This window comes from Cryobacterium lactosi (genome assembly GCF_004403945.1).
Taxonomy (GTDB): Bacteria; Actinomycetota; Actinomycetes; order Actinomycetales; family Microbacteriaceae; genus Cryobacterium; species Cryobacterium lactosi.
The window spans coordinates 132347-154260 of sequence record NZ_SOHM01000025.1 but is presented as its reverse complement, the minus strand read 5'-3'; the positions used below and the strand labels follow the sequence as shown (position 1 = coordinate 154260).

Sequence of the window (21914 nt, the reverse complement as noted above, 5' to 3'; positions counted from 1 at the left end):
GGGCTGGCCGTACGCGGGCGGCGCGGTGGGCTGATCGGTCGGCGGGGCAACCGGCTCCGGCGCTGAGCGCGGCGGGTCGGACGGGTGCGGGGCCGCCGCGGCCGCGGGCTCGGCCTGACCGGCGAGCAGGTTGCGGGCCTTGTTCAGCAGCTCCACGTTCACGATCACCTGGTAGTTGCCGGCGATCACCTGCATGGTCGAGGTGAAGTCCTTGCGCCGGCGGTTCACGGCGTAGCTGACCAGGCCGAACAGCATGCCGAACCCGGCACCCATCAGCACGGCGGCGAACACGAACGGCAGGCCGGCGCCGTCAGGCGAGAAGATGAAGAACAACAGCCCGAAGAACACGCCGAGCCAGGCACCGGATGCCGCGCCGGCCAGCGCCACCCGGCTCCAGGTGAGCTTGCCGGTGACACGCTCGACCGTCTTGAGGTCGTTGCCCAGAATCGACAGCTCCTTCACCGGGAAATCCGCCTTGGCGAGAACATCCACGGCCAGTTGGGCTTCGTTGTAGGTCTCGTACGTGGCCACGACCTCACCCTTGGGCAGAACGGGGTACAGTGCGGCGGCGGCACGACGGCCGAATGGGCTCTGATTGGTCATGCAGCCATTCTTTCATGCCCACCGGGAATCGCCGATGAGCTTGCTGTGCATCCGTTGGGAGAATGGGCCGATGATCAGGCAAACGATCGCGCCGTCGACCGGGGTGCGGTGGAACCGGAGGTTCACGTCCGCCGCATCCGTCACGGCCGTCGTGGAGCCCGCACAAGCTAAGTTATAGGTGTGGTAAACACCAGAGTCTTCGTCGCCCGGCTGGCCGGGTGCAATGTCTTCGACCCCGCGGGCGACCGCGTGGGCAAGGTTCGCGATGTGCTCGTGGTCTACCGAAAAGACGACCCGCCCCGCGTGGTCGGCCTGATCGTCGAGATTCCCGGCAAGCGCCGGGTGTTCGTCTCGATCGGCCGGGTCACCAGCATCGGCAGCGGCCAGATCATCACGACCGGGCTGATCAACGTGCGCCGGTTCGAGCAGCGCGGCGGTGAGGTGCGCGTGATCGCCGAGATGCTCGGCCGCAGGGTCGCGTTCAACGACGGTTCCGGCGAAGCCACGATCGAAGACGTCGCGATCGAGGAGTCCGCCCAGGGCGACTGGGCGATCAGCCAGCTGTTCGTGCGTCGCCCCAAGACCAACTCCTCGCTCTTCACCAAGGGCGCGACCGCGTTCGCGACCTGGTCTGAGGTCTACGAGAAGGTCACGGCAGGCGAGGCCCAGTCGGCCGAGCAGCTCATCGCCACGTACTCGGACATGAAGCCGGCCGACCTCGCGAACACCCTGCTCGACCTGCCGCGCCAGCGCATGTTCGAGGTGGCGGAGGAGCTGCCAGACGGCCGCCTCGCCGACGTGCTCGAGGAGATGCCCGAGAGCGAGCAGGTGGGCATCCTCACCCGGCTCGGCGACGCGCGCGCCGCCGAAGTGCTCGACCACATGCAGCCCGACGACGCGGCCGACCTGATCGCCCAGCTGCCCGAGGAGCGTGGCGAACAGCTGCTCGACCTGATGGAGCCCGAGGAAGCCGACGACGTGCGGTTCCTGCTCTCCTACGCCCCCGACACCGCCGGTGGCCTGATGACCACCGAACCGATCATCGTCTCCGCCGACGCCACCGTGGCGGAGGGACTCGCGCTCATCCGCCGGCACGACCTGGCGCCGGCGCTCGGCGCGGCGATCTGCGTCACCCTGCCGCCCTACGAACCGCCCACCGGCCGGTTCCTGGGCATGGTGCACTTCCAACGGATGCTGCGCTACCCGCCGCACGAGCGGCTGGGCACGCTGCTGGACCTCGGCCTCGAGCCCGTCACCGCGGACACCTCGGCTGCCGAAGTCAGCCGCATCCTCGCCAGCTACGACCTGGTCTCTGTGCCCGTGGTCGACGAGAACCACCGACTCGTCGGGGTGGTGACGATTGACGACGTGCTCGACTACCTGCTGCCCGACGACTGGCGAAGTCACGACGGCAATGACGAGGTGCGTAAACGTGCCACGGCCAGGACCCAACTGATGACAGGAAGCATCCCGCTACCCGGTGGACGGAGGCACGACAATGGCACGAGCTAACAAGTCGGAGCTCCGCCTCGACACGCCCAAGGGCCTGCGCACCACCAACCTCGTCGGCCGCAAACGCGGCGGCCGTAGCAGCGACAGGTTCGGCCGCCTCACCGAGGCCGTGGCCCGCGGCATGGGCACGCCCTGGTTCCTGCTGGGCCTGAGCCTGTTCACGATCTTCTGGATCGCCTGGAACACGCTCTCGCCGGTGAGCCTTCGGTTCGACTCGATCGAACTCGGCTTCATCGCGCTCACCCTGGTGCTCTCGCTGCAGGCGTCCTACGCGGCCCCGCTGATCCTGCTCGCGCAGAACCGGCAGGACGACCGTGACCGGGTGCAGTTCGAACAGGATCGGCAGCGCGCCGAACGCAATCTGGCGGACACCGAGTACCTCGCCCGTGAGGTCGTGGCGCTGCGCCTGGGCATGAAGGACCTCGCCTCCAAGGACTTCCTGCGCTCCGAACTGCGCGCGCTGCTCGACAACCTCGACCAGCGTGACGAGCAGGAACGCCGGGAACGCGAGGCCGCCAGGGACCGGGACAGCCGGGAACTGGAGAGCAGCGAACGCGAAGCCAGCCCCCGCACGGCCGCGATCGAAACGCACCCGTTTGACTGAGAATCGGGTGCGCGCCGCCCTCGCCCGCGTCATCGACCCTGAGATCCGCAAGCCGATCACCGACCTGGACATGGTCTCCGGTGTCGAGATGGACGCCGACGGCGGCGCCACCGTGAACATCCGCCTCACCATCGCCGCCTGCCCGGCCGCGACCCGGATCGAAACCGATGTGCGCGAAGCCACCGAGTCCGTCGTCGGGGCGGGCCTGGCTCGCGTGGTGGTGTCGGTGATGACTGTGGAGCAGCGCCGCGCCATGACCGACAAGCTCCGCGGCGGCCAGGGCGCACGCACCCTGCAGTTCTCCCCCGAGTCGCTCACCCAGATCTACGCGATCACCAGTGGCAAGGGCGGCGTGGGCAAGTCCACCGTCACCGCCAACCTCGCCGTCGCCCTGGCCGCCAAGGGGCTGCGGGTGGGCATTGTCGACGCAGACGTGTACGGCTTCTCGATCCCCGGCCTGCTCGGCCTGATCACCCCACCGACGACACCGGGCGGCCAGCCCGGCATGGTCAAGCCCACCCAGGTGGGCGACATGATCCTGCCGCCGATCGGCTTCGACGTGAAGGTCATCTCGATCGGCATGTTCGTCGACGACACCTCGGTGGCCGTCGCCTGGCGCGGCCCGATGCTGCACCGCACCATCACCCAGTTCCTCACCGAGGTGTACTTCGGTGACCTCGACATCCTGTTGCTCGACCTGCCGCCGGGCACCGGCGACATCGCCATCTCGGTGGGCCAGCTACTGCCGCACGCCGAGGTGATCGTGGTCACCACCCCGCAGCCGGCCGCGTCCGACATCTCCGAGCGCAGCGGCGCCGTGGCCAGGCAGACCGGCCAGAAGATCTACGGCGTCATCGAGAACATGTCCGGGCTGATGCAGCCGGACGGCACTCTGCTGGAGATCTTCGGCGCCGGCGGCGGCGCCGAGGTGGCCGCCAGGCTCTCGGCCGGCCAGGACCGCCCCGTGCCCCTGCTCGGCCAGGTACCGCTGTCCGTGGCGCTTCGCACCGGCGGCGACACCGGCCTGCCCGTGGTGCTCGGTGACCCGGCCGACCCCGCCGCAGCCGCCATCCAGGCCATCGCCGGCACCCTGGCCACCAGGGGCCGCGGCCTGGCCGGGCTGAGCCTCGGCATCAGCCCGCGCTGACGCCTCCCACTGGCCGATGCTCCGTGCGAGCGGACCGTTGACAAGCATGTCTAAACTGACGGGCATGACTGCGCCGACGCTTTCCGCACTGCCCCCGACAATTTCGTTCACCACCGAACTGACCCGCGACATCCGCGCGACCACGGGCGAATCCGTCAGCGTGATCGCCCCGTTCACCGGCCAGACGCTGCACGCCCTGCCGGTGAGCAGCGTCGGCGATGTGGCGGATGCCTACTCCCGCGCCCGCCTTGCCCAGATCGGCTGGGCCCGGGCCGGTTTCGCGCACCGGCGGGCTGTGCTGCTGCGAGCCCACGACCTGCTGCTCTCCCGCCGTGAGGCTCTACTGGACACCCTGCAGACCGAGACCGGCAAGACCCGTGGCCAGGCCTTCGAGGAGATCTTCCAGGCTGCCGGGGTCACCAGGTACAACGCCGTGGCCGCTCGCCGGGTGCTCGGCGGCGAATCACGCCGGTCCGGCCTGCCGCTGATGGTCACCACCCGGGTGCGCTACCGGCCCAAGGGCGTCGCCGGCGTCATCACCCCGTGGAACTTCCCGTTGAGCCTGGCCGCGATGGATGTGGTGCCGGCGCTGGCCGCCGGCTGCGGGGTTGTGCAGAAGGCCGACAACCAGGGCGCGCTGAGCATCCTGCTGCTGCGCCGCGCCTTCATCGACGCCGGCGTGCCCGCCGACCTCTGGGCCGTCGTGACCGGTACCGGTGCCGTGATCGGGGAGGCCGTGACGGCCGGGGCCGACTACGTGTGCTTCACCGGGTCAACGCCCACCGGGCTCCGCGTGGGCGCCCAGGCCGCGAGCAGCCTCACCGGGGCGTCGCTCGAGTTGGGCGGCAAGAACCCGATGATCGTGCTCGACGACGTCGACCCGCACCGCGCCGCCGCCCAGGCCGCATACGCCTGTTTCTCCTCGCTGGGCCAGCTGTGCGTGTCGATCGAGCGCATCTACGTGCAGCGCGGGGTGCACGAGCAGTTCCTGCGCGAATTCGTCACGGTCACCCGCGCGCTGATCATCGGTTCGGCACTCGACTACAGCACGGATGTGGGCTCGCTCACGTCGCAGGCGCAACTGACGCGGGTCACTGAGCACGTCGCCGATGCGGTCGCACACGGTGCCACCGTGCAAGCCGGCGGCCGTGCCCGGCCGGATCTCGGCCCGTACTTCTTCGAACCGACCATCCTCACCGGGGTCACGCCCGGCATGCTCTGCTATGCGGGCGAGACCTTCGGCCCGGTGGTGGCGGTCTCGGTCGTCGACTCCGAGCAGGAGGCGATCCTTGCCGCCAATGACAGCGACTTCGGGCTGAACGCGTCGGTGCTCAGCGGCTCCGCCCGACGCGGCTTGCGGGTCGCCGGCTCGCTCGAGGCAGGCAGCGTCAACGTCAACGAGGGCTACCGCGGCTCGTTCTCCGCCGTGGACGCCCCGATGGGCGGGGTGAAGGACTCCGGTCTCGGTCGGCGCAACGGTCCTGAGGGGCTCAAGCGGTTCGTGAACCCGGTGACGATCTCCCGGGCCACCGGGGTGCTCAGGCTACCGGCCACCGGAGTGGAATTCGCCCGGCTGGTGACCCCGATGCTGCTGCTGGCCCGCACCCTCAAGGCGGCCAGGCGGCGTTAGCTAGTTGTTGCCGTCGTTGCCTGTCGTGTGAACGGCGTAGCCCCAGCAGCCGGCATCCGCCCAGTGGTAATAGTCGCCGCTGCCGGTGTCCCCGTACAGCGCCAGGGTGAAGCCGGCCTGCAGGGCCGGGTCGATATCGCCCACGTGGGTGAAGGACACGCCGGAGAAGCTGCCGTTCGTCTCCGTGACCACCGCCTGCCAGTCGTAGCCGGCCTCGGCCATGCACTGGGTGACGAGCCCGTAGAAGTACTCCCGCTCGGCGATGGTGGTGGGAATCGCGTCGGGGTTGGGCGTGCGCACCTCGACGACGTTGCCGTCCCCCTCGACGCCGCTGTCCACTGCGACGTCCTCAGGCTCGACAGCGGCCTGGGTCGACACTGGGGCCGGCACCGTGGTCGCCGATGCTGAGGGCGACGGCTGGGGTGCCGGAGCGGACGGCGTGGGAACCGCGCTGGTACCGGCTCCGTCCGTGCGCTCTCCTGCCGTGCTGGTGTCGGCGGACTGCCCCTGTTCGGCGGCATACGCGGTGGCTCCCACCGCGAGCAGGGCGACGGCAGCAACAACTGCCACCATCACTACGCGGTTTCGTGACGCACTCATTAGACACCCTTCCCCCCGTCGACCGGCACTGGGCACAGGGCCGACGTGACCCCAGGTTACTCCCGCCGCTCGGGCCGGCACCCCGATGGGGTCCCCCAGTCCGGGCTCGGCGTGCGGGCTAGGTGGCCTCGGAGTCGAACGGTGCCGGCCCGGTCAGGGCGCCCTCGCGAGCACGCTTCCGTTGCAGGTAGGCGCTGTCGGGATTCGGCCCGGTGCGGGCGACCACGGCAGATTGGGGCTTCAGCGGGTCGTCCTCGATCAGGGCTTCCCGGATGATGCGGCGCGGGTCATACTGACGCGGGTCGAGCTTCTTCCAGTCGACGTCGTCGAATTCCGGACCCATCTCGTCTTTCATCCGGTCTTTGGCACCGTTGGCCATGTCCCGAAGCTGGCGCACCAGCCGGCCGAGTTGGGCCGCGTAGTGCGGCAACTTCTCCGGTCCGAGCAGGAAGACGGCGATGATCCCGATAAGCAGGAGTTTCTCGAACGTCAGACCGAACATGCCCTCAGAATATCCCCCCGGCGAGGCATCCCCGAACCACGGGGCGCACGATTGTAGTCTTGACCTAATCATCTACTGGAGTTGCGGAATGTCTGACAAAGATCTGAATTGGAAATTCGCCGACGACTCGGTGGTGGAGAGCGACGCGCTGGCACGGGCCAGGCAGCAGTCCCTCGAACTCGGCATCGATGCCATCGCGCCATCAGTGGGCGCGCAGTCCGCCGTCATCGCCGCGGCGACCGGCGCCCGCAGCATCCTCGAGGTCGGCACCGGCGCGGGCGTGTCCGGCATCTGGCTGCTCACCGGCGCTCCCGGTGCCACCCTCACCTCGATCGACATCGAGGTCGATCACCTGCAGCACGCCAAGGCCAACTTCCACGAGGCGGGCATCCCCACCAACCGGGTGCGACTCATCACCGGCCGCGCCGCCGAGGTGCTGCCGCGCATGAACGAAAACTCCTACGACATCGTGTTCGTGGATGCCGACCCGCAGTCGGTCATCGAGTACGTCGAGCACGGTCTCCGCCTGGCCCGACCGGGCGGCACCGTACTGGTGGCGCACGCGCTCTGGCGCGGCCGGGTGGCCGACCCCGTGCAACGTGACGAGGTCGCCACCGGCTTCCGCACCCTGCTCAACGAGATCGCCTCATCCAAGGCCGTGATCAGCGCGCTCTCCCCCGTCGGCGACGGCCTGCTGCAGATCACCAAGCTGCGCGCGTAGCCGCATCCGGATACAGCAATCGGCTGTGCGGAAAACCGCACAGCCGATCAGCTCAAAACTTGTCTTACAGAATCACTACACGGCCGGGGCGACAACGCCGGCGAGCGCATCGTGAAGCTCTTTGGCTTCAGCGTCGTTCACAGAGACGACGAGCCGACCCCCACCTTCGAGCGGTACACGCACGATGATCAGGCGCCCCTCCTTTACAGCCTCCATTGGTCCGTCTCCGGTCCGTGGCTTCATGGCCGCCATGAACTCCCCTTCCATTCGTAGTCTGTACTCCTATTATCGACCATTCGGCCGTCAGACAGTAATTAGGGCGGTGTCCAATCGGCTCCGTCCACGCCCCAGCAGAGCAAAAGCCAGCCCCATTGGCCGCAGATCAGCACCAGTGTGACCACAACGCGGTACACGGCGTGTCGCGGCCGGGCGAGCGCACCGACCAGCGGGAACATCGGCATCAGCAACCTGAACACGCTCGATTGCGGGAAGAACACCGCCAGTAGGTAGAGCGCGTAGGACACCACCCAGAGCCGCAGGTCCACGCCGAGGCTCTTCACCGCCGGCGAGAACATCACCAGGGTGAAGGCGATCACCAGCGCGAGCACTGCGGCGATGCCCAGCGGCGCCCCGAGCCACCAGATTCCGCTCTGGAACCACGCCGCGAACGGCACCAGCTCCTGATAGCCGATGTACGCGCTCCGCCAGGCCAATTCGGTGTCGGTGTATGCGGTGATCGACCCGGTCACCAGCCAGGCGATCCCCGGCCAGGCCAGCCCCATCACCCCGCTGAACACGGCCACGGCTGACGCGGTGACCGCTTCTGGCACCGGGAACGGGTCACGGGCGCGGCTGTACCAGCGGTAGCCGACGTGCAGGGCCAGGAACAGGGCGAACGCCAGACCGCTGGGCCGGGTCAGGGCCATCACCGCGATCACGGGAACCAGCAGCAGGTACCGCCGCTGAAGCACCAGCAACAGGGCCAGGGTGAGCAGCAGCAGGTGCATCGACTCGGCGTAGCCGAACTGCAGCAGCGGCGACAGCGGGGCGACGCAGAACAGCAGCACCGAGAACAGCGCCGTCGACTGCGGCTGTACCCGCCGCATCAGCCTGAAGAACAACAGCGCCGTGCCGAGGCTGCAGACCACGGACACGAACACCGCCACCGTCGCCCAGGGCGCCCCGGTGAGCAGCATCAGTGCGCGCACCACCGCCGGGTAACCCGGCATGAACGCCCAGGCGTTCTCGCCGACGTGGCCGTCGGCGGTGACCGGCAGCACCTGCGGGTAGCCGCCGACAGCGACGATGTTGTACCAGAGGCCGTCCCACATGGTGGCGAACGCCGTGTAGCCGGGCTGGGCCGGCGTCCAGGCGTTCTGCCCCTGCACGCTGGCCAGCACCAGCACCAAAGAGGTGGTCACCAGCCTGGCGGCCAGCCAGATGACGATGACCTTCAGCCACCACGGCACCAGCCGGTACCGGGCCCGCCAGCGTGCCGGCAGGGCGCCAGAGGCGCCTCGGCGAGCAGGCAGCGCCGGTGAGCGGGTGGACGCCATGGGTCAGCCGATGGGCGCGGTCAGCCAGGCGCGCAGGGCATCCTCGCAGTCGGTGATCTGGGTCAGCGCCACTCGTTCGTCGTCGGCGTGCGCCTTGAGCGGGTCGCCGGGGCCGTAGTTGACGGCGGGGATGCCCAGGGCCGAGAACCTGGCGACATCCGTCCAGCCGTACTTCGGGCGCGGTTCGGCGCCGACGGCCTCGAGGAACTTCAGCGCGAGCGGGGCGTCCAGGCCGGGGCGGGCGCCTTCGGCGAGGTCGACCACGGTGATGTCGAAACCGGCGAACAGCTCCTCCAGGTGCGCCACGGCTTCCGAGGCGGTGCGGCTGGGTGCGAACCTGTAGTTCACGTGCACCATGCACTCATCGGGGATGACGTTCCCGGCGATGCCGCCGCTGATCCCCACGGCGTTCAGGCCCTCCCGGTAGACCAGCCCTTCAACCTCGACCTCGCGCGGTGTGTAGGCGGCGAGGATGTCGAGGATCGGGGCGGCCTTGTGGATGGCGTTCTCGCCCACCCAGGCGCGGGCGGAGTGCGCCCGCTTGCCGGAGGTGCGCACCTCGATACGCACATTGCCGTTGCAGCCGCCCTCGACCTGGCTGTTGCTCGGCTCTCCCAGGATGGCGAAGTCGCCCTGGAACAGGTCGGGTCGGTTCGCGGCGAGCCGGCCGAGGCCGTTCAGGTCGGCGTTGACCTCTTCGTGGTCGTACCACATCCAAGTCACGTCGACGCTGGTGTCCACGAGCTCGGCGGCCAGCTTGAGTTGCACGGCGACGCCGGCCTTCATGTCCACGGTGCCGCGACCCCAGAGGTAGTCCACGTCGCCCAGGGTCTCGAACCGGGTCGGCAGGTTCTCGTTCAACGGCACGGTATCGATGTGCCCGGCGATCACGACGCGATGGGCCCGGCCCAGGTTGGTGCGGGCGACGATCGTGTCGCCATCCCGGATCACCTCGAGGTGCCCGGCCCCGGCCAGCGCCGCCTCGATCGCATCGGCGAGCGGGGTCTCGTTGCCCGACACCGACTCCACATCGCACAGCACACGGGTGAGCTCGATCGACGACACGGTCAGGTCGAGGGCGGGAACGGACGGGTCTGCAGAGTGGTCTGCGGCGAGGTCTGAAGGCACCCTACTAATCTAGAGCCATGGTCACCGCGCTTCCCCCCGAACCCCTGTCAGACTCAGCACAAGACTCCGCCACGAGTGCCTGGGGGTATGGCCTGGCCACGATCGCCGGGGACGGCACCGTGCTCGACACCTGGTTCCCGGCGCCCACGCTGGGCGCGCTGCCCAAGGACCGCGACCGGTGGATCGTGCCCACCGAGCTGGAAGAGGCCGCGGGGCCGGACGCCCGCCGCAACGTGCGCCTCGAGGCCGTCACCGTGGAGATCGAGCTGCAGGCGCCGCCGGCGAGCACCTCGGATGCCTACCTCCGCCTGCACCTGCTCTCTCACCTGCTGGTCAAGCCCAACACGATCAACCTCGACGGCATCTTCTCTCACCTGCCCAACGTGGTCTGGACCAACGCCGGCCCGGTGCTGCCGGCCGACTTCGACAGGTTGCGGCCGTCGCTGCAGCGCCACGGCATCGCCGCGACGGGCCTGGACAAGTTCCCGCCGCTGCTGAACTACGTCTCGCCCGAGCGGGTGCGCATCGCCGACGCCTCCAGAGTGCGCCTGGGCGCCTACCTGTCCCCCGGCACCACCGTCATGCACGAGGGCTTCGTGAACTTCAACGCAGGCACCCTGGGCGTCTCGATGGTCGAGGGCCGGGTGTCGCAGGGAGTCGTGGTGGGCGACGGCGCCGACATCGGCGGCGGCGCATCCATCATGGGCACGCTCTCGGGCGGCGGCACCCAACGGGTCACGATCGGGCAGCGCGCTCTGCTCGGCGCCAACTCGGGCATCGGCATCTCGATCGGCGACGACTCCGTCGTCGAGGCGGGCCTGTATGTCACGGCCGGCACCAAGGTGGTGCTGCTGGATGAGGCACGAACGAACGACGGCGCCCCGCGCACGGCCAAAGCCAAGGACCTCTCCGGGGTGCCGAACCTGCTCTTCCGCCGCAACTCGCTCACCGGCGCCGTCGAGGTGCTCTCCCGAGCCGGCACCGGCATCACCCTCAACGAGGCGCTACACGCCTAACCCCTTCCGCGAACTGTGAGAAAAGCCCCAAGAATCCGAGATTCTTGGGGCTTTTCTCACAGTTCGCGAGGCTAACGCAGCGGGTAGTCGCGGGCGACCGCGCCCGTGTACAGCTGCTGGGGGCGGCCGATCTTGGTGGTCGCATCCAGGTTCATCTCGCGCCAGTGCGCGATCCAGCCCGGCAGCCGGCCGATGGCGAACAGCACGGTGAACATGCGCGGCGGGAAGCCCATTGCCTTGTAGATCACACCGGTGTAGAAGTCCACGTTGGGGTAGAGCTTGCGCTCCTTGAAGTAGTCGTCGTTGAGCGCGATGAACTCGAGCTCCTTGGCGATGTCGAGCAGGTCGTCCTTCACGCCGAGGGCTTCGAGCACGGCGTCGGCGCTCTCCTTGACCAGCTTGGCACGGGGGTCGTAGTTCTTGTAGACCCGGTGGCCGAAGCCCATCAGGCGCACGCCGGCTTCCTTGTTCTTGACCCGTTCGACGTAGCGCTGCACGCCTTCGCCGGAGGCCTTGATGTCGCTGAGCATGGTGAGCACGGCCTCGTTGGCGCCGCCGTGCAGCGGGCCGGAGAGGGCGTTGATGCCGCCGGAGACCGAGGCGAACAGGTTGGCCTCGGTGGAGCCGACCAGACGCACGGCCGACGTGGACGCGTTCTGCTCGTGGTCTTCGTGCAGCATCAGCAGGCGCTCGAGCGCCTTGCTCACGACGGGGTTGACCTCGTACGGCTCGGCGAGGGTGCCGAAGTTGAGCTTGATGAAGTTGTCCACGAAGCTCAGCGAGTTGTCGGGGTACAGGAAGGCGTGACCGATGCTCTTCTTGTGCGCGTACGCGGCCATCACCGGCAGCTTCGCGAGCAGTCGGATCATCGACAGTTCGACCTGCTCCGGGTCCTTGGGGTTCAGGGAGTCCTGGTAGTAGGTCGACAGCGCCGAGACGCCGGCCGACAGCACCGACATGGGGTGTGCGTTGTGCGGCAGGGCGTCATAGAAGCGGCGCAGGTCCTCGTGCAGCAGCGTGTGACGACGGATGCGGGTGTCGAAGCCACTGAGTTCGCTGGCGCTGGGCAGCTCACCGTAGATCAACAGCCACGCGGTCTCGAGAAAGCTGGAATTCTGCGCGATCTGCTCGATCGGATAACCACGGTAGCGGAGGATCCCGTGCTCACCGTCGATGTACGTGATCGCTGACTTCGTTGCCGCCGTGTTCACAAAACCGGAGTCGAACGTGGTGTAGCCGGTCTGCTTGGTCAGCGTCGCGATGTCGATGCTGGATGGGCCGTCTGTGCTGCCCAGAATCGGGAACTGCGCCGTGCCCCCCGGGTAGGTCAGAGTGGCCACCTGCGGGCCCGGTACGGGCCGATCGATGAACTGCGGCTCATTGGATGGTGTTCGCTGCGCGACGTCGCTCACGGCGCCTCCCTGGATTTCAAAGCCTTTCGGCTGTTGGTCTGTGGCGGTCCGCCGCAGCACGCTCGTGGTGCTTGGCAACGATAACCCGCCTACAGCCTATTCCGCCGAGGGGCATACTGTTGCATCCGCCAATATCGACCGGAGTCCATTGGCACTACACCACAGTCAGTTCCGCGGTGCAGCCGCGATGTTTTCCAGCGTACCGCCGCGCGAGGCAGCGCTAGGGCCATAGGACCCGATTGCCCGCCATCAGGCGGGCCGGCGGGGTTCCTACCGGATCGATGCCGGGCGGCTCAGACCGAAGCTGTAGGCCTCGTCGAGCAGCTCGCTCCAGGCGCCCACGCCGGCTTCGGCCGGGAGTCGCACCCACTCGCGCATGGTGCGTCTGCCCATCACGACGGGCACGCCGGCCTCCAGGGCCACCATCTCGAGCACGCGGGGTTCCGGGACCTTGGCGACCAGGTCGCCGTTGCGGCCGATGAACGCGAACACCTTCTCGTGCACCATCACGCCGTCGCCGTTGAACATGCGACCGTGGGTCACCCGCGGATGCGCGGGCAGCTCACTGATCAGGGCATGCAGGGCGACGACGCTCGCCGCGTAGGCCTCGGCTGTCCTGTCGTTTTGTGCTGCACTGTCGTGAGCGGCGCTGTCACCCATGTCCACAGCCTAGGCAGGTCCGCGCTGAGCACAACTCCTGCAGGAGTTATGCCTCAGCGGGGTGGGCCCAGGCCCGCAGCCGGGCTGCAGCGGCGTTGATGCGCTCGTCGCTGGCGGTGAGCGAGAACCGCACGTGCTCGGGATAGAAGTCGCCGTAGAACGGGCCGGGGCCGGCAAGGATGCCCAACTCGGCCAGTTGCCGGATCGACTCCCAGGCGTCGCCGCCGGCGGTCGCCCACAGGTACAGGCCCGCCTCGCTCCGGTCGATGCTGAAGCCGGCCGCGACGAGCGCGGGCAGCAGCACCTCACGGCGGGCACGGTAGCGCTCGCGCTGCACGGCGACGTGTTCGTCGTCGCCCAGGGCGGCCACCATCGCGGCCTGCAGCGGGGCGGGCAGCATCAGGCCCGCGTGCTTCCGCACGGTGAGCAGCCGGCCAAGGACCTCGTCGCTGCCGGCGGCGAATGCGCCGCGGTAGCCGGCCATGTTGGACTGCTTGCTCAGCGAGTAGATGGCCACAATGTTGTGCATGTCCCCGTCGGTGACGCGGGGGTCGAGGATGCTCGGGATCGGCTCGGCGTCCCACGGTGTGGCCCAGCCGAGTTCGGCGTAGCACTCGTCGTTGACGATCACGGCGCCCAGCTCCCGGGCGCGGGCCACCGCTCTGCTCAGAGCGTCGACGTCCAGCACCCGTCCGTCCGGGTTGCCCGGGCTGTTCAGCCAGATCAGCTTGGTCGTCTCCGGCCATTCTGCGGGGTCGTCGGAGGGGAACGCATCCGCCCCGGCCATGGCCGCACCGATCGCGTAGGTGGGGTACGCGGCACGGGGATGCACGACGGTGTCACCCTCGCCGACGCCGATCATGAACGGCAGCAGCGCCACCAGCTCCTTCGAGCCGATGGTGGGCAGCACGTTCTTCGCGCTCAACCCGGTCACGCCGCGGCGGCGGGCGTACCAGTCGATGATGGCGTGCTGCAGCGCCGGGGTGCCGGTGGTCTGCGGGTAGGCGTGCGCGTCCGTGGCGGAGGCCAGAGCGGCCTGCACGACGGACGGGGTGAGGTCGACGGGAGACCCGATGGAGAGGTCGACGATGCCGTCCGCGTGGCTCCTGGCCTGCTCGGCGAAGGGCAGCATCGCATCCCACGGGTAGTCGGGAAGTGGCTTGAGCACCTTTTAGTGCTGGACCTGGGGCGGGAGCACCGAGATCACCGGGTGGTCCTTGGCGATTACGCCCACCTTGGCGGCGCCACCGGGCGAGCCGATGTCGTCGAAGAACTCGACGTTGGCCTTGTAGTAATCGGCCCACTGTTCGGGCAGGTCGTCTTCGTAGTAGATGGCCTCGACCGGGCAGACCGGTTCACAGGCGCCACAGTCGACACATTCGTCGGGGTGGATGTAGAGGGAGCGCTCACCCTCGTAAATGCAGTCGACGGGGCATTCGTCGACGCAAGCGCGATCCTTGACGTCCACGCAGGGCAAGGCGATGACATACGTCACAGTGGCAGGATTCCCTTCACGAACTGAATAATCAGTCTACGCGTTCGGCCGACGAGCGGGAATTCGTGGCCACGCGATGACGAGGGCGGCGAACAGCGCGGGCGCCATCGTCCAGACGGTGCCGAGCACTCCGGCGGGCACCAGGACCGATCCGCCTGTACTGCGCAGCGACAGCAGGAAAACCGTGCCCAGCAGACCGATCCCCGCAGCGAGGACGACCAGCCGGTCCCGCACGACGAGACGGAGACCCAGCAGCAGGGTGCCGCTGGCGAGCAGCGCCAGGACCAGGCCGACCGGCACGGTCAGGGGGCCGACGTCGACGGTGGTCTGGTGCGCCACCGTGCCGAGCACCCCGAACAGCGAGCCGGCGGCGAAAGCCATCAGGGCGGCCAGCACACGGGAGCCGACAGTGGGCGGCTCGAGTTCCGCTGGCCCTGCCGGAGCAGTGCCGCGCGCGTAGGTTTCGGTGCCGGTGACGAGGGTCTCGGTGCCGTCACCGTGGCGCACCACCTTGTCCGTGAGCTGCCACCGGCCCGAGTACGCGGCCAGGGCGGCCAGCTTCCGGTCGAGGTGATCGGTCACGTCGATCGCGGTGAGCCGGGCACCGGGGGCGGCCGTGACGCTGCTCCTGAGGAAGACCTGGACACGGTGGGCGCCGGCCGCGTCCACAACGGCCTGGCGCAGGTCGGAGTCGACGGCAGCGGCCACGACGGCGGTGGCGTCCGCCAGGGCGAAAGCTTCGACGAGCGTCTCACGCGGCTCAGCACCTTGCTCGGTCGCAGCCAGCACCCGCCAGCGGGTGGGGTCGTTCTCTCCCAGGGCGGTGCGGGCGGCGGCGACGGCCGCGGCGCCGACGGATGCCGCACCCGAACCCGGTGCCGCCGGGGCACTCTCGCCGGGCGTTGCCGCACCGAACAGCACGGTGACCTCGGCACCGGCGGCGAGGAGCCGCGCGATGGTGCCGCCGGTCAGCAACGATTCGTCGCCGGGGGCATCGAGCACAAAGACCACCCGTTCGCCGTTTCCGGACCTAAGCATGGGTGACTCCTGAGAATACGTGGATGCGCGGATAGCAGGGCGGCACGGGCCGCTGACAAATCTTAGCTGGACACATCCGCCGAACCTACGTAGAGTGAGTGAGTAAGGTAAGCCTTACCATTGTTGTCGTATTGCCCCACTCACCACACCCACCCACAACAACCGGGAAGCTCTGTGCTTGCAAACTACCTGATCGGCCTGCGCGAAGGACTCGAAGCCGCGCTGATCGTGACGATCCTGATCGCCTACGTGGTCAAGATCGGCCGCCGCGACGTCCTCCCCCGACTGTGGGCCGGCGTCGGCCTCGCTGTCCTCCTGGCCCTCGTGCTGGGCGCCATCCTCACCTTCGGCACCTACGGCCTGAGCTTCACCGCGCAGGAGACCATCGGCGGGCTGCTCTCCATCATCGCGACGGGCCTGGTGACCTGGATGGTGTTCTGGATGCTGCGCACCGCCCGCGACCTCAAGGGGCACCTGCACGGCAGCATCGACAAACACCTGGCCGGAACCGGGCTGGGCCTGGTCCTGGTCGCCTTTCTCGCGGTCGGCCGCGAGGGCATCGAGACGGCACTGTTCATCTGGGCGGCCGTGCAGGCAACAGGCGAGACCACGCTGCCGCTGGTCGGCGCGAGCCTGGGCATCCTCACCGCCGTGGGCCTGGGCTGGCTGATCTATGCCGGCATGCTCAAGATCAACCTGAGCCGGTTCTTCACCTGGACCGGCGCCATCCTCATCATCGTCGCCGCCGGCGTCCTCTCCTATGGTGTGCACGACCTGCAAGAGGCCGGCATCCTGCCCGGGCTGAACGCGCTGGCCTTCAACGTCTCGGCCGTGATACCTCCGGACAGCTGGTACGGCACCCTGCTCAAAGGCACCCTCAACTTCTCGCCGGCCACGACCTGGCTGGAGATGTTCGCCTGGGTCGCCTACACGGTCCCCACCCTGACCCTCTTCATCCTCAAGAGCCGCCAGGCCAGGCCGGTTCCCACCGCCGCACCACGCCGGGCCGCACCTGCGGCCGTCGCCCATTAGCCCCGCTCACTCCCGAACACCCCGCACCCCTCGCCGAAGGACACCCATGCGCGCCCGCCTCCTCCCCCTCGTCGCCGCCTCAGCTGTGGGCCTCTTGGCCCTGACCGGCTGCGTCGCCAACGCCACAGACACCGGCTCGACCGGCGCGGCGCTCACCGTCGACAGCAGTGCGGATGCCTGCACGCTGTCGGCCGACGAGGCCCCGTCGGGCAACGTGAGCTTCGCCGTGACCAATTCCGGCGATCAGGTCACCGAGTTCTACCTGCTCGCCGAAGACGGCCTGCGCATCGTCGGGGAGGTCGAGAACATCGGCCCCGGCCTCAGCCGCGACCTGGTCGTGCAGCTGAAGCCCGGTCACTATGTGACAACCTGCAAGCCAGGGATGGTCGGCGCGGGCATGGACCAGAAGGCATTCACCGTCACCGATTCCGGCGACGACGTCGTGATCGATGCCGACCTGGACGCCCAGGTCGCCCTGGCCAACACCAACTACGCGGCCTACGTGCGCGACCAGATCGCCCAGCTCCTCACCGGAACCCAGGCCTTCGCCGACGCCTACCTGGCCGGCGACGACGACACCGCCCGCGCCCTGTACGCACCCACCCGGGCTCACTGGGAGCGGGTGGAGACTGTCGCAGAGTCGTTCGGTGACCTCGACCCGCAACTGGACCTGCGTGAGGCCGACCTCGAAGAGGGTCAGGACTGGACCGGTTGGCACGCCATCGAGAAGGACCTCTGGCCGGCCGAAGCAGAGGCCGGCTTCGCCGCCTACACGCCCGATCAGCGCCAGGACCTGAGCCGGCTGCTCGTCGAGGACACCACCACGCTGAACGACAAGGTGCAGGACCTGGACTTCACTCTGTCCCAGCAGACCAACGGAGCCATCGGCCTGCTCGACGAGGTCGCGACCGGCAAGGTCACCGGCGAGGAAGAGTTCTGGTCACACACCGATCTGTGGGACTTCCAGGCCAACATCGACGGTGCGACGGTGCTCTACGCCGGCGTGCGCGACATCCTGCTCGAGGAAGACGCGGATCTGGCCGCCGAGCTCGACACCGAGTTCGCCGAGCTGCAGGCGCTGCTCGACGCCCAGCGCGTGGGTGACGGCTTCACCCTCTACACCGAGCTCACCCCGGCCGAGATCAAGGCGTTCGCCGACCAGGTGAACGCCCTCGGCGAGCCGTTGAACCAGCTGACCGCTACGCTCGTGCTCTAACGAAAGAACAGCCGATGACCGACTCCCCCGACCCCACAACGGATGCGCAGGAACCCCGCGGCCTGTCCAGGCGAGGCCTGTTCGGCCTGGCCGGGGTCGGGGTGGCCGGTGTCGGGCTGGGAATCGCCGGCGACAGGGCCGCGCTGGCCGTGGCGGCGTCCTCCGCCCAGACCAGCGCCGGAGCTGTGTACCCGTTCTATCAGAAGCACCAGGCCGGCATCGTGACCCCGGCCCAGGACCGGCTGCACTTCGCCGCGTTCGACGTCGCCGACGGCACCACCAGGGCGGACCTCATCGAACTGCTCCAGGACTGGACCGTGGCGGCCGCCGCGATGACCGCGGGAGCGGACGTCGGTGACTACGGCTCCGTCAGCGGGCCGTACGACGCGCCGCCGGAGGACACCGGCGAAGCCCTCGGCCTACCGCCGGCCGGGCTGACCATCACGTTCGGCTTCGGGCCGACCCTCTTCCAGAACGCGGCCGGCGTGGACAGGTTCGGCCTGGCCGCCCGCCGGCCGGCGGACCTCGTGGAGCTGCCGCATTTCCCGGGCGACATGCTCGAGGAGACCAGGAGCGGCGGCGACCTCTGCATCCAGGCCTGCGCGAACGACCCCCAGGTGGCCGTGCACGCCATCCGTAACCTCTCCCGCATCGCCTTCGGCCGGGCGGCGATCCGCTGGTCGCAGCTCGGTTTCGGCCGCACCTCGTCCACCAGCACCAGCCAGGCCACCCCGCGCAACCTGTTCGGGTTCAAGGACGGCACCGCCAACATCAAGGCTGAGGAGCCCGCCGCGGCCACCGAGCACCTCTGGGTGGGCGCGTCGGACGGGCCGGCCTGGCTGGCCGGCGGGTCCTACCTGGTGGCCCGGCGCATCCGGATGACCATCGAGACCTGGGACCGCACCAGCCTGCGTGAGCAGGAGACCGTGATCGGCCGCGACAAGAGGGAGGGTGCGCCGCTGTCCGGCGGCACCGAGTTCACCGAACCCGACTTCACGATCGCCGGGCGGGCCGACCAGCCGCTCATCGACACCGCAGCGCACGTGCGCCTGGCGCACCCCGCCCAGAACGACGGCCTCCGCATCCTGCGCCGCGGCTACAACTTCGTCGACGGCAACGATTCACTGGGCCGTCTGGACGCCGGGCTGTTCTTCATCAGTTTCCAGCGCACCCCGGCGAGCTTCACGACCGTGCAGCTGAACCTGGCCCGCCACGATGCCCTCAACGAGTACATCCGCCACGTCGGCTCGGCCCTCTTCGTGGTGCCCCCGGGTGCCGCGGAGGGCTCCTACGTGGGCGCACCCCTCTTCGCCTGACCCGCGAACCGTGAGCTAAGCACCTAAAAACGCGAGTTTTCGGGGCTTAACTCACAGTTCGCGAGGGGTTATGCGGCGGGTGCGACCGTGTAGAGCACACCGTCGGGCGTGCCGGCGATCGTGACGGCGTAGGTAGCGCCGGTCATCGCCACTACCCCGACGTCGCCCACATTGGCCGAGGCGCTGGTGTCGGGCACGAAGCCGGCGTCCACGAGCTTCTGTTCCGCGTCGGCCAGCGGGTCGGCGGCACTGGAGGCCACGGTGACCACCCAGCCCTGATCGCCGTTGGTGGTGTTGCCGGCGCCGAACTTGATCTCCCCGTCGATGACGGGGATCTCGGCAGGCCAGCCGTCCGGCAGCGCGCCGCCCAGGCTCACATCGCCGTCGGTGGCACCCTGCACGGCGCCGTTCACGGCATCCTGCACCTGGCCGTCGGAGCAGCCGGCCAGCGCCGGCGCCACGGCCAGCATCGCCGCCACGGCCAGGGCCATCCGCAGCGGTGACGTCGTCGTCTTCAATCCAGTGGTCATGAGGTCCTCAGGTGCTTGGCGCGCGCGAGACGCGGGAGCGGGTGGCAAAAACCGCAGGCACCCCGCGCCGGAAAGCCGGAACAGGATGCCTGCGGTCAGGTGTTGCTGTGAACTAGTTCGCGTCCTGCTTCTTCAGACGCGAGACGTTGCGCTGACGAGCGGATGCGGCGAGCTCGACCTTGCGGATACGAACGACGGCGGGGGTGACCTCGACGCACTCGTCTTCGCGGGCGAATTCCAGGCACTGCTCGAGCGTGAGCTGCTTGGACGGCGTCATCGACTCGAACGTGTCGGAGGTGGACTGACGCATGTTGGTCAGCTTCTTCTCCTTGGTGATGTTCACGTCCATGTCGTCACCGCGCGAGTTCTCGCCGATGACCATGCCCTCGTAGACCTCTTCGGTCGGGTTGACGAAGAACGACATGCGCTCCTGCAGGGCGATGATGGCGAACGGCGTGACAACACCGGCACGGTCGGCCACGATCGAGCCGTTGGTGCGGGTGTTGATCGTGCCGGCCCAGGCCTCGTAGCCGTGGAAGATCGCGTTGGCGATACCGGTACCGCGGGTGTCCGTGAGGAACTCGGTGCGGAAGCCGATCAGGCCGCGCGACGGGACGATGAATTCCATGCGGACCCAGCCGGTGCCGTGGTTCGCCATGTTCTCCATGCGACCCTTACGGGCGGCGAGGAGCTGGGTGATCGCGCCGAGGTACTCTTCGGGCGAGTCGATGGTGAGGTGCTCGTACGGCTCGTGGATCTTGCCGTCGACGCGCTTGACAACCACCTGCGGCTTGCCGACGGTGAGCTCGAAGCCCTCACGACGCATCTGCTCGACCAGGATGGCGAGAGCGAGCTCGCCACGGCCCTGGACTTCCCAGGCGTCCGGACGGCCGATGTCGAGAACACGGAGCGAGACGTTACCGACGAGCTCCTTGTCGAGACGGTCCTTGACCATGCGGGCGGTGAGCTTGTGGCCCTTGACCTTGCCGATGAGCGGCGACGTGTTGGTGCCGATGGTCATCGAGATGGCGGGGTCGTCGACCGTGATGGTCGGCAGCGGGCGCACGTCGTCGGGGTCGGCGAGGGTCTCACCAATGGTGATGTCGGGGAAACCGGCGACGGCGACGATGTCACCGGGGCCGGCGCTCTCGGCCGGGTAACGGTCGAGGGCCTTGGTGATCATGAGCTCGGTCACGCGCACGTTGGAAACGGTGCCGTCGTGCTTGACCCAGGCCACGGTCTGGCCCTTCTTGATCGTGCCCTGGAAGACGCGCAGCAGCGCGAGGCGGCCGAGGAACGGCGAGGAGTCGAGGTTGGTGACCCAGGCCTGCAGGGGGTGCTCGTCGTCGTAGACGGGAGCGGGGATGTGCTGGAGGATCGCTTCGAAGAGCGGCTCGAGGTCGTCGTTGTCGGGCAGCGAGCCGTTTTCCGGCTTGGTGAGGCTGGCAGCGCCGGCGCGGCCGGAAGCGTAGACGACCGGCACGTTCAGGACCAGGTCGAGGTCCAGGTCGGGCACATCGTCGGCCATGTCGGAGGCGAGGCCGAGGAGCAGGTCCTGGCTCTCTTCGACGACCTCATCGATACGGGCGTCGGGACGGTCGGTCTTGTTGACCAGGAGGATCACGGGCAGGTGCGCCTCAAGTGCCTTACGCAGCACGAAGCGGGTCTGCGGCAGCGGGCCCTCCGAAGCGTCAACGAGGAGCACAACACCGTCGACCATGGACAGGCCGCGCTCGACCTCTCCACCGAAGTCGGCGTGGCCGGGGGTGTCGATGACGTTGATGGTGATGGGGCCGTCGGTGGCGTGGATGCCCTTGTACGAGATCGCCGTGTTCTTGGCGAGGATGGTGATGCCCTTTTCGCGCTCGAGCTCGTTGGAGTCCATCGCGCGCTCTTCGGTGTGCGAGTGCTCGGCGAACGAGTTCGTCTGCTGGAGCATCGCGTCGACCAGCGTCGTCTTGCCGTGGTCAACGTGGGCAACGATTGCAACATTCCGGAGGTTATTGCGGGTAGCAATCGCCATAAAAATAGATCCTTACGAAGAATGGATGCCGCGGAAAATCGCATGCGGCGCAGAGTGGATGAGTGGGGTCACTATGGACCCAAGGGTCTATGCTACCGTACTCAGCCGACTTCGCGTCGGGCGAGAGACCCGGCTCACCGCAAACCGCCCCCCGGCGCGGGCCGGAGGGCGGT

The 21914-nt window shown here is 68.4% G+C and carries 23 protein-coding genes; 9 read left to right on the top strand and 14 right to left on the bottom strand.

All coding sequences use genetic code 11. The annotated features are described in order from the left end of the window. On the bottom strand, positions 1–603 hold a 603-nt coding region (locus E3T61_RS11340), incomplete at its 3' end, for a YflT domain-containing protein (protein WP_134640952.1). Between the two features lie 12 nt (positions 604–615). After that, entirely contained in the window at positions 616–747 is a 132-nt protein-coding gene (locus E3T61_RS22485) for a hypothetical protein (RefSeq protein WP_255455675.1), read from the bottom strand. A gap of 36 nt (positions 748–783) precedes the next feature. On the opposite strand from E3T61_RS22485, the gene E3T61_RS11335 reads away from it, so the two are divergent. The 4 genes from E3T61_RS11335 to E3T61_RS11320 all read left to right on the top strand — a co-directional run bounded on the left by E3T61_RS11335 (position 784) and on the right by E3T61_RS11320 (position 5496). Beyond that, on the top strand, positions 784–2115 hold the full coding sequence (locus tag E3T61_RS11335; RefSeq protein ID WP_134640951.1) for a magnesium transporter MgtE N-terminal domain-containing protein: 1332 nt from the start codon (positions 784–786) through the stop codon (positions 2113–2115). Beyond that, positions 2102–2719: a DUF1003 domain-containing protein gene (locus E3T61_RS11330; RefSeq protein ID WP_134640950.1), complete on the top strand. Its 618-nt coding sequence runs from the start codon at positions 2102–2104 to the stop codon at positions 2717–2719. Before E3T61_RS11335 ends, E3T61_RS11330 begins: the two co-directional genes overlap by 14 nt. After that, complete coding sequence (locus E3T61_RS11325) at positions 2712–3866, top strand: P-loop NTPase (RefSeq protein ID WP_241992520.1); 1155 nt, start codon at positions 2712–2714, stop codon at positions 3864–3866. The genes E3T61_RS11330 and E3T61_RS11325 overlap by 8 nt, the downstream gene beginning before the upstream one ends. Positions 3867–3930: 64 nt before the next feature. Then, complete coding sequence (locus E3T61_RS11320; RefSeq protein WP_134640949.1) at positions 3931–5496, top strand: succinic semialdehyde dehydrogenase; 1566 nt, start codon at positions 3931–3933, stop codon at positions 5494–5496. Here the strand turns inward: E3T61_RS11320 and E3T61_RS11315 are convergent, their stop codons facing one another. After that, positions 5497–6096, bottom strand: a complete 600-nt coding sequence (locus E3T61_RS11315) for a hypothetical protein (RefSeq protein WP_134640948.1) — start codon at positions 6094–6096, stop codon at positions 5497–5499. A 118-nt stretch (positions 6097–6214) separates the two neighbouring features. Then, positions 6215–6598: a twin-arginine translocase TatA/TatE family subunit gene (locus E3T61_RS11310; protein WP_134640947.1), complete on the bottom strand. Its 384-nt coding sequence runs from the start codon at positions 6596–6598 to the stop codon at positions 6215–6217. 88 nt (positions 6599–6686) lie between these two features. Between E3T61_RS11310 and E3T61_RS11305 the strand changes: the two genes are divergently transcribed. Then, on the top strand, positions 6687–7319 hold the full coding sequence (locus tag E3T61_RS11305) for an O-methyltransferase (RefSeq protein ID WP_134640946.1): 633 nt from the start codon (positions 6687–6689) through the stop codon (positions 7317–7319). Between the two features lie 75 nt (positions 7320–7394). Here the strand turns inward: E3T61_RS11305 and E3T61_RS11300 are convergent, their stop codons facing one another. The 3 genes from E3T61_RS11300 to dapE all read right to left on the bottom strand — a co-directional run bounded on the left by E3T61_RS11300 (position 7395) and on the right by dapE (position 10003). Continuing rightward, positions 7395–7571 carry a DUF3117 domain-containing protein gene (locus E3T61_RS11300; RefSeq protein ID WP_088457918.1) on the bottom strand — a complete coding sequence of 59 codons (177 nt, stop codon included), beginning with the start codon at positions 7569–7571 and terminating at the stop codon, positions 7395–7397. 62 nt (positions 7572–7633) lie between these two features. Next, a complete protein-coding gene (locus tag E3T61_RS11295; protein ID WP_241992519.1) occupies positions 7634–8875 on the bottom strand; it encodes a hypothetical protein in 1242 nt (413 codons plus the stop codon). A gap of 3 nt (positions 8876–8878) precedes the next feature. Next, on the bottom strand, positions 8879–10003 hold the full coding sequence (dapE, locus tag E3T61_RS11290) for a succinyl-diaminopimelate desuccinylase (protein WP_134640945.1): 1125 nt from the start codon (positions 10001–10003) through the stop codon (positions 8879–8881). Between the two features lie 17 nt (positions 10004–10020). On the opposite strand from dapE, the gene dapD reads away from it, so the two are divergent. Further along, complete coding sequence (dapD, locus tag E3T61_RS11285) at positions 10021–11019, top strand: 2,3,4,5-tetrahydropyridine-2,6-dicarboxylate N-succinyltransferase (RefSeq protein ID WP_134640944.1); 999 nt, start codon at positions 10021–10023, stop codon at positions 11017–11019. 71 nt (positions 11020–11090) lie between these two features. Here dapD and E3T61_RS11280 read toward each other — a convergent pair whose 3' ends face one another. The 5 genes from E3T61_RS11280 to E3T61_RS11260 all read right to left on the bottom strand — a co-directional run bounded on the left by E3T61_RS11280 (position 11091) and on the right by E3T61_RS11260 (position 15624). Next, positions 11091–12386, bottom strand: coding sequence for a citrate synthase (locus tag E3T61_RS11280; RefSeq protein WP_198418678.1), 1296 nt, complete (start codon positions 12384–12386; stop codon positions 11091–11093). 315 nt (positions 12387–12701) lie between these two features. Then, positions 12702–13091, bottom strand: a complete 390-nt coding sequence (locus E3T61_RS11275) for a hypothetical protein (RefSeq protein ID WP_134640943.1) — start codon at positions 13089–13091, stop codon at positions 12702–12704. A 46-nt stretch (positions 13092–13137) separates the two neighbouring features. Next, positions 13138–14259 (bottom strand): succinyldiaminopimelate transaminase, encoded by a 1122-nt coding sequence (dapC, locus tag E3T61_RS11270; protein ID WP_255455674.1) that lies wholly within the window; start codon positions 14257–14259, stop codon positions 13138–13140. Positions 14260–14262: 3 nt separating this feature from the next. After that, positions 14263–14586 carry a ferredoxin gene (fdxA, locus tag E3T61_RS11265; RefSeq protein WP_066594116.1) on the bottom strand — a complete coding sequence of 108 codons (324 nt, stop codon included), beginning with the start codon at positions 14584–14586 and terminating at the stop codon, positions 14263–14265. Between the two features lie 36 nt (positions 14587–14622). Beyond that, positions 14623–15624 carry a PIG-L deacetylase family protein gene (locus tag E3T61_RS11260; protein ID WP_134640942.1) on the bottom strand — a complete coding sequence of 334 codons (1002 nt, stop codon included), beginning with the start codon at positions 15622–15624 and terminating at the stop codon, positions 14623–14625. Positions 15625–15798: 174 nt separating this feature from the next. Here E3T61_RS11260 and efeU point away from each other — a divergent pair, with 174 nt between their 5' ends. Genes efeU through efeB form a run of 3 tightly spaced genes read left to right on the top strand, consistent with a single transcriptional unit; the run spans position 15799 to position 19188 of the window. Further along, positions 15799–16656, top strand: coding sequence for an iron uptake transporter permease EfeU (gene efeU, locus E3T61_RS11255; RefSeq protein ID WP_134640941.1), 858 nt, complete (start codon positions 15799–15801; stop codon positions 16654–16656). A gap of 46 nt (positions 16657–16702) precedes the next feature. Further along, the gene (gene efeO / locus E3T61_RS11250) at positions 16703–17872 is read left to right on the top strand and encodes an iron uptake system protein EfeO (protein ID WP_134640940.1); all 1170 of its coding nucleotides are present in this window, start codon (positions 16703–16705) and stop codon (positions 17870–17872) included. A gap of 14 nt (positions 17873–17886) precedes the next feature. Continuing rightward, a complete protein-coding gene (gene efeB, locus E3T61_RS11245; RefSeq protein WP_134640939.1) occupies positions 17887–19188 on the top strand; it encodes an iron uptake transporter deferrochelatase/peroxidase subunit in 1302 nt (433 codons plus the stop codon). A 68-nt stretch (positions 19189–19256) separates the two neighbouring features. On the opposite strand, the gene E3T61_RS11240 is transcribed toward efeB, so the two are convergent. Together E3T61_RS11240 and typA are read right to left on the bottom strand one after the other, a co-directional pair. Continuing rightward, positions 19257–19718, bottom strand: coding sequence for a hypothetical protein (locus E3T61_RS11240; protein WP_134640938.1), 462 nt, complete (start codon positions 19716–19718; stop codon positions 19257–19259). A 112-nt stretch (positions 19719–19830) separates the two neighbouring features. After that, complete coding sequence (gene typA, locus E3T61_RS11235; RefSeq protein WP_130178190.1) at positions 19831–21741, bottom strand: translational GTPase TypA; 1911 nt, start codon at positions 21739–21741, stop codon at positions 19831–19833. Positions 21742–21914 lie beyond the last annotated feature (173 nt).